The 12,356-nt window shown below is 69.6% G+C and carries 17 protein-coding genes; 13 read left to right on the top strand and 4 right to left on the bottom strand.

The window, feature by feature from the left end:
• Nucleotides 1-79 precede the first annotated feature (79 nt).
• From murA to hisA, 9 genes are read left to right on the top strand one after another with little or no spacing between them, the layout of a single operon-like run.
• Nucleotides 80-1,357, top strand: a complete 1,278-nt coding sequence (murA, locus tag FFT10_RS16225; protein ID WP_137733889.1) for a UDP-N-acetylglucosamine 1-carboxyvinyltransferase — start codon at nucleotides 80-82, stop codon at nucleotides 1,355-1,357.
• Entirely contained in the window at nucleotides 1,357-2,013 is a 657-nt protein-coding gene (gene hisG / locus FFT10_RS16220) for an ATP phosphoribosyltransferase (RefSeq protein ID WP_137733888.1), read from the top strand. The genes murA and hisG overlap by 1 nt, the downstream gene beginning before the upstream one ends.
• A 22-nt stretch (nucleotides 2,014-2,035) precedes the next feature.
• The gene (gene hisD, locus FFT10_RS16215; protein WP_137733887.1) at nucleotides 2,036-3,403 is read left to right on the top strand and encodes a histidinol dehydrogenase; all 1,368 of its coding nucleotides are present in this window, start codon (nucleotides 2,036-2,038) and stop codon (nucleotides 3,401-3,403) included.
• A gap of 53 nt (nucleotides 3,404-3,456) precedes the next feature.
• Nucleotides 3,457-3,696, top strand: coding sequence for a CopG family transcriptional regulator (locus FFT10_RS16210; protein ID WP_137733886.1), 240 nt, complete (start codon nucleotides 3,457-3,459; stop codon nucleotides 3,694-3,696).
• The gene (locus FFT10_RS16205; RefSeq protein ID WP_137733885.1) at nucleotides 3,693-4,139 is read left to right on the top strand and encodes a PIN domain-containing protein; all 447 of its coding nucleotides are present in this window, start codon (nucleotides 3,693-3,695) and stop codon (nucleotides 4,137-4,139) included. The genes FFT10_RS16210 and FFT10_RS16205 overlap by 4 nt, the downstream gene beginning before the upstream one ends.
• Complete coding sequence (hisC, locus tag FFT10_RS16200) at nucleotides 4,136-5,224, top strand: histidinol-phosphate transaminase (protein WP_137733884.1); 1,089 nt, start codon at nucleotides 4,136-4,138, stop codon at nucleotides 5,222-5,224. Before FFT10_RS16205 ends, hisC begins: the two co-directional genes overlap by 4 nt.
• Entirely contained in the window at nucleotides 5,224-5,829 is a 606-nt protein-coding gene (gene hisB / locus FFT10_RS16195; RefSeq protein ID WP_137733883.1) for an imidazoleglycerol-phosphate dehydratase HisB, read from the top strand. Before hisC ends, hisB begins: the two co-directional genes overlap by 1 nt.
• Nucleotides 5,830-5,833: 4 nt before the next feature.
• A complete protein-coding gene (gene hisH / locus FFT10_RS16190; protein ID WP_137733882.1) occupies nucleotides 5,834-6,493 on the top strand; it encodes an imidazole glycerol phosphate synthase subunit HisH in 660 nt (219 codons plus the stop codon).
• 40 nt (nucleotides 6,494-6,533) lie between these two features.
• Nucleotides 6,534-7,274, top strand: a complete 741-nt coding sequence (gene hisA / locus FFT10_RS16185; RefSeq protein ID WP_137733881.1) for a 1-(5-phosphoribosyl)-5-[(5-phosphoribosylamino)methylideneamino]imidazole-4-carboxamide isomerase — start codon at nucleotides 6,534-6,536, stop codon at nucleotides 7,272-7,274.
• Nucleotides 7,275-7,295: 21 nt separating this feature from the next.
• On the opposite strand, the gene FFT10_RS16180 is transcribed toward hisA, so the two are convergent.
• Nucleotides 7,296-7,868: a CHRD domain-containing protein gene (locus FFT10_RS16180; protein WP_162520819.1), complete on the bottom strand. Its 573-nt coding sequence runs from the start codon at nucleotides 7,866-7,868 to the stop codon at nucleotides 7,296-7,298.
• Nucleotides 7,869-8,002: 134 nt separating this feature from the next.
• Between FFT10_RS16180 and hisF the strand changes: the two genes are divergently transcribed.
• The 4 genes from hisF to FFT10_RS16160 all read left to right on the top strand — a co-directional run bounded on the left by hisF (nucleotide 8,003) and on the right by FFT10_RS16160 (nucleotide 10,181).
• Nucleotides 8,003-8,782, top strand: coding sequence for an imidazole glycerol phosphate synthase subunit HisF (hisF, locus tag FFT10_RS16175; protein WP_137733879.1), 780 nt, complete (start codon nucleotides 8,003-8,005; stop codon nucleotides 8,780-8,782).
• A 32-nt stretch (nucleotides 8,783-8,814) separates the two neighbouring features.
• On the top strand, nucleotides 8,815-9,354 hold the full coding sequence (gene rsmD / locus FFT10_RS16170) for a 16S rRNA (guanine(966)-N(2))-methyltransferase RsmD (RefSeq protein ID WP_306446575.1): 540 nt from the start codon (nucleotides 8,815-8,817) through the stop codon (nucleotides 9,352-9,354).
• 71 nt (nucleotides 9,355-9,425) lie between these two features.
• On the top strand, nucleotides 9,426-9,917 hold the full coding sequence (gene coaD / locus FFT10_RS16165; protein WP_137734017.1) for a pantetheine-phosphate adenylyltransferase: 492 nt from the start codon (nucleotides 9,426-9,428) through the stop codon (nucleotides 9,915-9,917).
• Nucleotides 9,918-9,923: 6 nt separating this feature from the next.
• The gene (locus FFT10_RS16160; RefSeq protein ID WP_137733877.1) at nucleotides 9,924-10,181 is read left to right on the top strand and encodes a YfhL family 4Fe-4S dicluster ferredoxin; all 258 of its coding nucleotides are present in this window, start codon (nucleotides 9,924-9,926) and stop codon (nucleotides 10,179-10,181) included.
• A gap of 12 nt (nucleotides 10,182-10,193) precedes the next feature.
• On the opposite strand, the gene FFT10_RS16155 is transcribed toward FFT10_RS16160, so the two are convergent.
• The 3 genes from FFT10_RS16155 to FFT10_RS16145 form a co-directional block, all read right to left on the bottom strand.
• Nucleotides 10,194-10,574 (bottom strand): hypothetical protein, encoded by a 381-nt coding sequence (locus FFT10_RS16155; protein ID WP_137733876.1) that lies wholly within the window; start codon nucleotides 10,572-10,574, stop codon nucleotides 10,194-10,196.
• Between the two features lie 69 nt (nucleotides 10,575-10,643).
• Nucleotides 10,644-11,282, bottom strand: a complete 639-nt coding sequence (gene pth, locus FFT10_RS16150) for an aminoacyl-tRNA hydrolase (protein WP_137733875.1) — start codon at nucleotides 11,280-11,282, stop codon at nucleotides 10,644-10,646.
• The gene (locus tag FFT10_RS16145) at nucleotides 11,279-12,268 is read right to left on the bottom strand and encodes a LysR family transcriptional regulator ArgP (protein WP_137733874.1); all 990 of its coding nucleotides are present in this window, start codon (nucleotides 12,266-12,268) and stop codon (nucleotides 11,279-11,281) included. Before FFT10_RS16145 ends, pth begins: the two co-directional genes overlap by 4 nt.
• Nucleotides 12,269-12,356: the final 88 nt, after the last annotated feature.

The raw sequence follows: 12,356 nt of genomic DNA, 5'->3' as shown, positions 1-12,356 counted from the left end.
GCGGGTGGCCGTTCTGGCGCCCCGCAGTGCGCCCCGGCCCCCTGATCCGCGAGCGGCCGCCTGCACACAGGCACCCCTCATGGACAAACTCCTCATCCGCGGCGGCCGCCGGCTCAACGGCACGGTGGCCATCGCCGGCGCCAAGAACGCGGCATTGCCCGAGTTGTGCGCCGCGCTGCTGGTCGACGGCGTGACCACGCTGCACAACGTGCCGCAGCTGCAGGACGTGGCCACCATGCTGAAGCTGCTGCGCAACATGGGCGTGGTGGCCGAGCGCGCGGCCGAGCAGCCCGATGTGGTGACGCTGGACGCCAGCCGCATCAGCGCGCCCGAGGCGCCGTACGAGCTGGTGAAGACCATGCGCGCGTCCATCCTGGCGCTCGGCCCGTTGCTGGCCCGCTTCGGCCAGGCGCGGGTGTCGTTGCCCGGCGGCTGCGCCATCGGCTCGCGGCCGGTGGACCAGCACATCAAGGGCCTGCAGGCCATGGGCGCCGACATCACGGTGGACCACGGCTACATCGTGGCCCGTGCCGCCCGCCTGAAGGGCGCGCGCATCACCACCGACATGGTCACCGTCACCGGCACCGAGAACCTGCTGATGGCCGCCGTGCTGGCCGACGGCGAGACCCTGCTCGAGAACGCTGCCCAGGAGCCCGAGATCCCCGACCTGGCCGAGCTGCTGATCGCCATGGGCGCGAAGATCGAGGGCCACGGCACCAGCCGCATCCGCGTGCAGGGCGTGGAGCGGCTGCACGCGCCGGCGCAGCCGCACCGCATCATCCCCGACCGCATCGAGGCTGGCACCTTCCTGTGCGCGGTGGCGGCCACCGGCGGCGACGTGACGCTGCAGGGCGCCGATGCCCACCACCTGGATGCCCTGGTCGACAAGCTGCGCGAGGCTGGCGCCAACATCACCGACGGTGTGCTCGACGGCGTGCCCTGGATCCGCGTGCGCGGGGACGGCCGGCCCAAGGCGGTGGGTTTCCGCACCAGCGAGTACCCGGCGTTTCCCACCGACATGCAGGCGCAGTTCATGGCGGTGAACTGCATCGCCACCGGCACCGCACGCATCAGCGAGACGATCTTCGAGAACCGCTTCATGCATGTGAACGAGCTGGTGCGCCTGGGTGCCCACATCGAGGTCGACGGCCACACGGCGGTGGTCACCGGCGTGCCGTTGCTGCAGGGCGCCACGGTGATGGCCACCGACCTGCGCGCCTCGGCCAGCCTGGTGATCGCCGGCCTGGTGGCCCAGGGCGAGACGCAGGTCGACCGCATCTACCACCTGGACCGGGGCTACGACCGCATGGAAGCCAAGCTGCGGGCCATCGGCGCCGACATCGAGCGGGTGAAGTGATGCCGGGCACCATCACCCTGGCCCTGAGCAAGGGCCGCATCTTCGACGACTGCCTGCCGCTGCTGGCCGCCGCCGGCATCGCGGTGACCGACGACCCGGAGAAGAGCCGCAAGCTGATCCTGGGCACCAGCCTGCCGGGTGTGCGGGTGGTGCTGGTGCGCCCCAGCGACGTGCCCACCTATGTGGAGCACGGCGGCGCCGACCTGGGCGTGGTGGGCCTGGACACCCTGCTGGAACACAGCGACGACCTGGCCGCCTGCGGCCTGTACGTGCCGGTGGACCTGAAGATCGCCCGCTGCCGCATCAGCGTGGCCACCCGGGCCGATTTCGACTACGCCGCCGCAGTACAGCAGGGCTCGCGCATCCGCGTGGCCAGCAAGTACACCCAGATCGCCCGCCAGCACTTCGCCGACAAGGGCGTGCATGTCGACCTGATCAAGCTCTACGGCTCGATGGAGCTGGCGCCGCTGACCGGCCTGGCCGATGCCATCGTCGACCTCGTGTCCACCGGCAGCACGCTCAAGGCCAACCACCTGGTCGAGGTGGAACGCATCCTCGACATCAGCGCCCGGCTGGTGGTGAACCAGGCGGCGCTGAAATTGAAGCGCGAGCCGCTGCGCCAGCTGATCGATGCCTTCGCCCGCGCCGCGGGCTGACCTCTCCACCGAGTCCGTTGCCATGCCGTCCGTCCGAATCCGCCACCTGTCCACGGCCAGCGCCGATTTCGAAGCCGAGTTCCAGCGCGTGCTGCACTGGTCGGCCGAGACCGATGACGCCATCGAGCAGCGGGTGGCTGCGATCCTGGCCGACGTGCAGCAGCGGGGCGATGCGGCGGTGCTGGACTGCACCGCCCGCTTCGACGGCCTGGCGGCCGACAGCGTGGCGGCGCTGGAGCTGTCGCAGGCCGACTTCAAGGCGGCTTTCGACGGCTTGCCGCTTGCGCAGCGCGAGGCGCTGCAGGCCGCCACCCGGCGTGTGCGCAGTTACCACGAGGCCCAGAAGAAGGCCTGTGGCGAGAGCTGGAGCTACCGCGACGACGACGGCACCCTGCTGGGCCAGAAGGTGACGCCGCTGGACCGGGTGGGCATCTACGTGCCGGGCGGCAAGGCTGCGTACCCGTCGAGCCTGATCATGAATGCCGTGCCGGCGCATGTGGCCGGCGTGCAGGAGATCATCATGGTGGTGCCCACGCCGGTGCGCGGCAGCGTGGCCACCGGCGGCAGCGGGGCGGGCGGCACGGCCACCCGTGGCGAGCGCAACGACCTGGTGCTGGCGGCCGCCCACGTGGCCGGCGTCACCCGCGCCTTCACCATCGGCGGCGCACAGGCGGTGGCGGCGCTGGCCTACGGCACGGCCACGGTGCCCAAGGTCGACAAGATCACCGGCCCGGGCAATGCCTACGTGGCCAGCGCCAAGAAGCGGGTGTTCGGCCAGGTGGGCATCGACATGATTGCCGGGCCCAGCGAGATCCTGGTGCTGGCCGACGGCAGCACGCCGCCCGACTGGGTGGCGATGGACCTGTTCAGCCAGGCCGAGCATGACGAGCTGGCGCAGAGCATCCTGCTGTGCCCCGACGCCGGCTACATCGCCCGGGTGCAGGACGCCATCGACCGGCTGATCGACGGCATGCCCCGGCGCGACGTGATCCGCGCCAGCCTGGAAGGCCGCGGCGCGCTGATCTGCACGCGCAGCATGGAGGAAGCCTGCGCCATCAGCAACCGCATCGCGCCCGAGCACCTGGAAGTCAGCAGCGACGACCCGCACCGCTGGGAGCCGCTGCTGCGCCATGCCGGCGCGATCTTCCTGGGCGCCTTCACCAGCGAGAGCCTGGGCGACTACTGTGCCGGCCCCAACCATGTGCTGCCCACCTCGGGCACGGCGCGGTTCTCGTCGCCGCTGGGCGTGTACGACTTCCAGAAGCGCAGCAGCCTGATCGAGGTGAGCGAGGCCGGCGCCCAGGTGCTGGGCCCGATCGCTGCCACCCTGGCCTACGGCGAGGGCCTGCAGGCCCATGCGCAAGCAGCGGAACTGCGTTTGAAGCGTTGACACGAAGTTCGTGTGACACGAAAATCGTGCAACACTGATCTCGTGGGTGCAGCATGAAGAACGTCACCGTCACCATGGAAGACAGCGTCGCCGACTGGGCGCGCATGGAAGCGGCGCGCCGCAACACCAGCGTGTCGCGCCTGGTGGGCGAGATGCTGGCCGAGAAGATGCGGCGCACCGATTCCTATGAACGCGCCATGCATGAGGCCTTGAAGTTCCGCAGTTTCGGCCCGTCCACCGGGCCCTATCTGACCGACGACGAGATGTACGACCGCAGCCAGCCGCGCGCATGAGTCCGGTCTTCGTCGACACCAATGTGTTGCTGTACACGTTTGACGACGCGTATCCGGAGAAGCGCGACCGGGCCCAGGCCTGGGTCGGCGCCTGCTGGCTGCAACGCCGAGGCCGCGTGTCCACCCAGGTGTTGAACGAGTTCTATGCCAACGCCCGCAAACGCTTTCGCCACCTGATCACCCCCGGTGATGCGCGAGCTGAAGTGCGTCGTTACCAGGAGTGGTCGCCCTGGCAGATCGATCACGCCACCGTCGAAACCGCCTGGGCGATCGAAAGCCGCTACGGCTTGAACTACTGGGATGCACTGATGGTGTCGGCAGCGCAGCACATGGGTTGCACCTTGCTGCTGACTGAAGACATGCAGCATGACCAGCAGATCGACAACCTGCGCATCGTCAACCCCTTCCAGGCCGACATCAGCCTCCTCGACGCCACACCATGACCGATCTGCTCACTGCCACCATGGCCCGCGTCGTTCGCGCTGACATCCAGGGCCTGCACGCCTACGCGGTGCAGCCCAGTGCCGGCTTCGTCAAGGTCGACACCATGGAGAACCCGCACCCGCTGCCGCCCGCGCTGCAGCAGGCGCTGGGCGAGCGGCTGGGCCGCGTGGCCATCCACCGTTACCCGGCCGAGCGGGGTGACGACCTGAAGGCCGCCCTGGCCGCCCATGCCGGCCTGCCGGCGGGCTGCAGCCTGATGCTGGGCAACGGCTCCGATGAGCTGATCACGCTGCTGAGCATGGCCTGTGCGCTGCCGGGTGCGGTGTTCATGTCGCCGCTGCCCAGCTTCGTGATGTACGGGCTGTCGGCGGCGCTGCAGGGCGTGCGCTTCGAAGGCGTGCCCCTGACGGCCGACTTCGAGCTGAACGAGGCCGCGATGCTGGCCGCCATCGACCAGCACCGCCCTGCACTGCTGTACCTGGCCTGCCCCAACAACCCCACCGGCAACCTGTGGGACGAGGCGGTGATCGACCGCATCGTCGACGCCATGGCCCGCCACCAGGGCCTGGTGGTGATCGACGAGGCTTACCAGCCGTTTGCAGCCCGCGATGCCATGCACCGCCTCGGCCGCCAGCCGCATGTGCTGGTGATGCGCACCATGAGCAAGTTCGGCTTGGCCGGCGTGCGCATCGGCTACCTGATGGGCGCCAGCGCGCTGATCGCCGAGATCGACAAGCTGCGGCCGCCGTTCAACATCAGCGTGCTCAATGCCGAGGCGGCGCTGTTCGCGCTGGCGCATGCCGACGAATACGCCCGCCAGGCGGTGCTGATCCGCGAGCAGCGCGAGCGGCTGTTCCGCGCCCTGCAGGACATGCCGGGCGTGCACCCCTGGGCCAGCCAGGCCAACATGGTGCTGGCGCGCGTGCCCGACGCGGCCGCCACCTTTGCCGGCATGAAGGCGCGCGGCGTGCTGATCAAGAACGTCTCGGCCCTGCACCCGCTGCTGGCCAACTGCCTGCGCATCACCGTCGGCACGCCCGATGAAGTGACGCTGACCCTGGCCGCGCTGCGCGCCAGCCTCTGATGGAACCCCGCCCCATGAACCGCACTGCCGACGTCACCCGCAACACCAACGAGACCAGGATCCGGGTGCGCCTGAACCTGGACGGCACCGGCATCGGCGTGTTCAAGACCGGCATCGGCTTCTTCGACCACATGCTCGACCAGGTGGCCCGCCACGGCCTGATCGACCTGCACATCGAATGCGACGGCGACCTGCACATCGACGGCCACCACACGGTGGAGGACGTGGGCATCACCCTCGGCCAGGCGGTGGCGCAGGCGGTGGGCGACAAGAAGGGCATCACCCGCTACGGCCACAGCTATGTGCCGCTGGATGAAGCGCTGTCACGCGTGGTGGTCGATTTCTCCGGCCGGCCTGGCCTGCACCAGCACATCCCGTTCACCAGCGGCATGGTCGGCACGCTGGACACCCAGCTGGTCTACGAGTTCTTCCAGGGCTTCGTCAACCATGCGCTGTGCACCCTGCACATCGATAACCTCAAGGGCGTGAACGCCCACCACCAGGCCGAGACGGTGTTCAAGGCCTTCGGCCGGGCGCTGCGCATGGCGCTGACGCCGGATCCGCGCTCGGCCGGCGTCATTCCCTCCACCAAAGGCTCGCTGTAACGCCATGGCCAAGACCGTCGCCGTCGTCGACTACGGCATGGGCAACCTGCGCTCGGTGTCGCAGGCCGTGATGCATGTGGCGGCTGATTCCGGTTACGAGGTCATCGTCACCCAGCGCCCCGAGGACGTGCGTGCCGCCGAGCGCGTGGTGCTGCCCGGCCAGGGCGCCATGCGCGACTGCATGCGCGAGCTGCACGACAGCGGCCTGAAGGAGGCCGTGCTGGAGGCCGCTGCCACCAAGCCGCTGATGGGCGTGTGCGTGGGCATGCAGATGCTGCTGGACCACAGCGAGGAGCAGGACACGCCCGGCCTCGGCCTGATCCCCGGCCGGGTGCTGCGTTTCCGGCTGGAAGGTCGGTTGCAGCCCGACGGCAGCCGCTACAAGGTGCCGCAGATGGGCTGGAACCGCGTCTTCGCCCAGGCGCACGGTGGCGCGCTGCACCCGATCTGGCAAGGCGTGCCCGATGGCAGCTGGTTCTACTTCGTGCACAGCTACCACGCCGCACCGTCCGACCCGCGCCACAGCGCCGGGCTGACGGACTACGGCGATCGCTTTACCTGCGCAGTGGCGCGGGATAACATTTTTGCCACCCAATTCCATCCCGAGAAGAGCGCCGACCAGGGCCTGGCCCTGTACCGCAACTTCCTCGCCTGGAAGCCCTGAGCACCGCTCGCCTCCCCAACCCCTCCGCTGAACCCCAGCCATGTTGCTGATCCCTGCCATCGACCTGAAGGACGGCCACTGCGTGCGCCTTGAAAAAGGCGACATGAATGTCTCCACCACCTTTGGCGAGGATCCCGGCGCCATGGCCCGCCGCTGGGTGGACGCCGGCGCGCGCCGCCTGCACCTGGTCGACCTGAACGGCGCCTTCGCCGGCAAGCCGGTGAACGAGCCGGCGATCAAGGCCATCCTGCGGGCGGTGGGCGACGAGATCCCGGTGCAGCTGGGCGGTGGCATCCGTGATCTGGACACCATCGAGCGCTATCTGGATGACGGCATCAGCGACATCATCATCGGCACCGCAGCGGTCAAGAGCCCCGGCTTCCTGAAGGACGCCTGCAGCGCCTTCGGCGGCCACATCATCGTGGGCCTGGACGCCAAGGACGGCAAGGTGGCCACCGACGGCTGGAGCAAGCTCACCGGCCACGAGGTGATCGACCTGGCCCGCAAGTTCCAGGACTACGGCGTCAACGGCGTGATCTACACCGACATCGGCCGCGACGGCATGCTCACCGGCATCAACATCGAGGCCACGGTGAAGCTGGCCCAGGCGCTCACCATCCCGGTGATCGCCTCGGGCGGCCTGTCCAACATGGCCGACATCGAACGCCTGTGCGCGGTGGAGAGCGAAGGCATCGAAGGCGTGATCTGCGGCCGCAGCATCTACAGTGGCGCGCTGGATTTCGCTGCGGCGCAGAAGCGGGCTGACGAGCTGGCGGGCTGAGCGCCCGCCAGGCGCCTGCGTTCAAGCCTGCGTCCGTGTGCGGCGGGCAGCCCAACCCAGCACGCCCAGGCCGGCAATCAGCATGGCGCAAGTCTGTGGCTCGGGCACCTGCGTGACGAAGGCGCGGATCTCGCCGCCGCCGAACGTGGACGTGTGGATGTTGAAGTACGCCTGCCCGGAGGTCAGGTTCGCCAGCAGGCGGTCCCGCGCGCCGTTGGCCGTGCCACCACTGGCCGTGACGAAGCCGCCGCCGTACATCGTGGTCAGCGACAGATCGATGACGCGCGTGTAGGCGTCGGTGATGCCTGCAGCAAACCCCGGCAGGCGGCCGTTCTCGGCCAGCGCAACGCCGGCCGTGCCGGTGAACGGGGCGGCCGTGCAGCAGTGGATGTGCGCGTTGGCCGTTGTCCCGGACAAGCCTTTCCAGTCGGCCTGGATGAAGAGCGTGTTGTCGAGCTCGTCGTATTCAAGCCGCAGCGTGCCGCTGCCGGTGGCGCCAGCGGCCTCTGGCGCGAACGTGCCTTCAAAGATGGTCAGGTGAGCCTGTGCGGCGCCGGCGACTGACAGCATCGAGGCAAACAACAGCGACTTCATGTCGGAAACTCCTGGTGGTGGGGAAGGGCATGCCAACCCTGCGTACGCGGCACACGATGTCATTCATGCCCGCCTGCCGGACTTCGAACAGGGGAGCGGGTGAACCCTCAAGTGATTGCCGGGATAATCTGGCCATGCTCGCCAAACGCATCATTCCCTGTCTCGACGTCACCGGCGGCCGCGTCGTCAAGGGCGTCAACTTCGTCGAGCTGCGCGATGCCGGCGACCCGGTGGAGATCGCCGCGCGCTACAACGAGCAGGGCGCCGACGAACTCACCTTCCTCGACATCACCGCCACCAGCGACGGCCGCGACCTGATCCTGCACATCATCGAGGCGGTGGCCTCGCAGGTGTTCATCCCGCTCACCGTGGGCGGCGGCGTGCGCACCGTGGCCGATGTGCGGCGACTGCTCAACGCCGGGGCCGACAAGGTCAGCTTCAATTCCGCCGCCATCGCCAACCCGCCGGTGATCCAGGAGGCCTCGGCCCGCTACGGTGCCCAGTGCATCGTGGTGGCCATCGATGCCAAGCGCCGCCAGGGCGACGACCTGGCGGCGCGCGGCCCGGGCTGGGATGTCTACAGCCACGGCGGGCGCAAGAACATGGGGATCGATGCAGTGGCCTGGGCCAGGCAGATGGCCGAGTTCGGCGCCGGCGAGATCCTGCTGACCAGCATGGACCGCGACGGCACCAAGATCGGCTTCGACCTGGAACTGACCCGCGCGGTCAGCGACGCGGTGCCGGTGCCAGTGATCGCCTCGGGCGGCGTGGGCGCGCTGCAGCACCTGGCCGAGGGCATCCAGATCGGCGGCGCCGACGCGGTGCTGGCGGCCAGCATCTTCCACTACGGTGAATTCACCGTGGGCCAGGCCAAGGCGATGATGGCCCAGCACGGCATCCCGGTGCGGCTGTGAAGCCGCCGGCGGCAGGCGGCCCGCCGCGTGAAGTGCGCTTGATCGGCGGCAGTCTCAAGCGCAGCAAGTTGCCGGTGGCCGACCGGCCCGGCCTGCGGCCGACGCCCGACCGGGTGCGCGAGACGCTGTTCAACTGGCTGGGTCAGGATCTCACCGGCTGGCGGGTGCTGGATGCGTTTGCCGGCAGTGGCGCGCTGGGCTTCGAGGCGGCGTCGCGCGGCGCCACGGAGGTGCAGCTGCTCGAACGCGATCCAGTGCTGGCCCGCAGCCTGCAAGCCAGCCAGGACCGGCTGCAGGCCACCACGCTGCGGGTGGATTGCGCCGATGCCGTTGCCTGGATGGCCCGCTGCGCGCCGGCCCGCTTCGACCTGGTGCTGCTCGACCCGCCCTTCGATGCCGGCTTGCAGGCGCCGGCACTGGCGGTAGCGGCCCCGCTGCTGGTGGCGGGCGGCCTGCTGTACCTGGAATCACCGGCCGCGCTGCCGCCGGCCGAGATCCCGCGCGAATTTGCACTTTCGCGACAAGGCCGTGCCGGCGCGGTGCACTATCATTTGCTGCGCCGCAACACCTGATCCGCCCCAAGCGGACGCCGCCAGATTGCGCGCAGCCGCCACAGGAGACGCCCGTGACCCAGGCCAAGTTCATGACCGCCGTCTACCCCGGCACCTTCGACCCGATGACGTTGGGTCATGAAGACCTGATGGCACGCTCGTCGCGGCTGTTCGACAAGCTGATCCTGGCGGTGGCCGCTGGCCACCACAAGCGCACGATGTTCACCATCGCCGAGCGCATGGACATCGCCCGCGAGATCGCCAAGCCCTACGGCAATGTGGAGGTGATCCCGTTCCGCGGCCTGCTGCGCGACTTCGTCGTCGGCAACAACGGCAACGTGGTGGTGCGCGGCCTGCGCGCCGTCAGCGACTTCGACTATGAATTCCAGATGGCCGGCATGAACCGTCAACTGATGCCCGAGGTGGAGACGTTGTTCCTCACGCCCAGCGACCAGTACCAGTTCGTCAGCAGCACCTTCGTGCGCGAGATTGCCACCCTGGGCGGTGATGTCTCCAAGTTCGTGGCACCCTCCGTGTTGGCGCGGTTGAAGGAACGTGTGGCCCGGCCGCCCGCTGAGGAATAGCCCCCCATGGCCCTGATGATCACGGACGAGTGCATCAACTGCGACGTCTGCGAGCCCGAATGCCCGAACCAGGCCATCTCGATGGGGCCGGAGTTCTACGAGATCGCGCCCGACAAGTGCACCGAGTGTGTCGGCCACTTTGACGAGCCGCAGTGCGTGCAGGTGTGCCCGGTGGCCTGCATCCCGGTCAACCCCGACCGGGTGGAGACCCGCGACCAGCTCTGGTCGAAGTACCGGCTGCTGATCGCCAGCGCCACGCCCTGAGCGGAGCGGGTTTCAGGCCTGGCTGAGCCGCCTGGCCTTGCTGGTCTTGGGCTTCTTCGCTTTTGCCTTCGCCTTGTCTTGCACCAGCTTCCGGGCGGCGGCGGCGTCAGCGCGTGCGCGTTCGGCCTCGCTGGGGCCGATGCGCGCGGCCAGTTGGCCGGTGGCTGCCTGCTCCCGTCCCCGCCGCTCGTCGGCCAGGGCGTCGGCCTGCGCGGCCGTCTGTCGCTGCAGTGCCTGGGCCTGCTGGCGCTGCGCATCGGTGCGGGCATCGTCGGCGGCAATCCGCTGGCCGCCAGGGCAGGGCGTGCTGCCGTAGGTGTTGCCGCAGCGGTAGACGCCGGCATCCTGCGCCCGGGCCGGCGCCAGCAACAGCGCGGTTGCCAGGGCGAGCATCGGCAGACTCCAGGCAACTGTGTGACGGCTTTGGGGCATCCAGGGCTCCTTGCGGTGGTGGCCCGCGCGTCAGCGTTCGGGCGGGGTGGTGTCGGTGGGCGGGGGCGCGTCGGCCGGCCGTGGCGGCTTGGGCCGCGGCGGCTTGGCGTGGACCTTGTGCATGGCGCCGGCCAGATCGCCGGCCAGCAGCAGCGGCAGCGTGGCCAGCGAGTCGGCCACGCATTTGTCGATGGCGATGCGGTCGTCCAGCGGCGGCTTGCGCAGCACCCAGTTGGCCACTTCGCTGCGCACGCCCGGGTGGCCGATGCCGATGCGCAGGCGCCAGAAGTCGGGCGAGCCCAGTTGCGCCAGGATGTCTTTCAGGCCGTTGTGGCCGGCCGCGCCGCCGCCTTGCTTCAGCTTCATCTGGCCGGGCAGCAGGTCGAGCTCGTCATGCACCACCAGGATCTGCGCCGGCTCGATCTTGAAGAACCGCGCCAGCGGCGCCACCGACTGGCCCGACAGGTTCATGTAGGTCATCGGCTGCAGCAGCCACACGGGGCCCTGGGGCTGGTTGACGCGGGCCACCTGGCCCTTGTAGTTGCGGTCGAAGGCCAGGTGCCCGCCCAGCTGGCGCGCGGCCGCGTCCACCCACCAGAAGCCGGCGTTGTGGCGGGTGTCTTCGTATTCGGGGCCGGGGTTGCCCAGGCCGACGATCAGGCGAATCATGGAGTGGTGGCGAGGTTGGAGGGTTCCAGAGGCCGCAATGCAGCGCGGGCACCATCGGCCAGCGCGCGGCCGATGCGGTCGAGCACGCCGGCACGCAGCGGCGTCTCGGCGGCGGGTGGTGCGTCGGTGGTGTCGGCGTCGGCCGTGGAGCGCAGCTTCCACTGGTGCCAGTGCAGGCGCACATCCACATGCACCTCGGGGTGCAGCGCGGCCAGCGCGCCACTGGCCAGGCCGGGTGCGGCCATCAGCTCGGGCACCACGGCCACGCCCCAGCCCATCACCGCGGCGCGGGTCTGGGCCTCGGTGGACGGCACATGCCGTTCCACCAGGCGCGGCTCGGTCACGCCGAAGGCCTGGCCCACCCACACTGCGTGGTTGTCGTCCTTGCGGTTGAACACCAGCCAGGGCAGCTTGGCGAAGTTGGCGCGGTGCAGGCCCTGCGGCAGCGCCTGGGCGATGAAGCCGGGGCTGCCCACCGCCACATAGCGCATGCTGCCCAGCGGCGTGGCGGTGCAGCCACGCAGCGCCTCGGCCACGGTGCTGACGCAGCCCAGCACCGTGCCTTCGCGCAGGCTTTCGTGGGTGAAGTCCTGGTCGTCGACGATCAGCTCCAGGCCGAAGCCTTCGGCCAGGCCGGCCTGCACCACCGGCTGCAGCGCCGGCAGCACCCAGGTGGCCAGGCTGTCGGCATTCACCGCGATCGGCAGGCGTTCATCGTGCTGGCCCTGGGCGCCCAGCTCGCGGGCGATGTCGGCACGCATGGCCTGCATCTGGCGGGCATAGCGCAGCAGCAGCTTGCCGGGCTCGGTGAGGCGCAGCGGACGCGAGCGCACCACCAGCAGCCGGCCCAGGCCGGTCTCCAGCGCCCGCAGCCGCTGCGAGACGGCCGACTGGGTGATGGCCAGCCGCTGCGCTGCACGCTCGAAGCTGCCGGCATCGGCCAGGGCGGCCAGGCATTCCAGGGCGGCGGGGTCGAAGGCGTTCATCGTGGGGACACTGTAAACGGCGCGCCCCAATGACAAGGCCCCTCCGAGGAGGGGCCTGGAAGGGGGAGACGGGCGGCTGGCGCAGCCG

It is taken from the genome of Pseudaquabacterium pictum (assembly GCF_005403045.1).
Classification (GTDB): Bacteria; Pseudomonadota; Gammaproteobacteria; order Burkholderiales; family Burkholderiaceae_C; genus Pseudaquabacterium; species Pseudaquabacterium pictum.
This window is presented reverse-complemented; position numbering and strand designations above follow the sequence as displayed.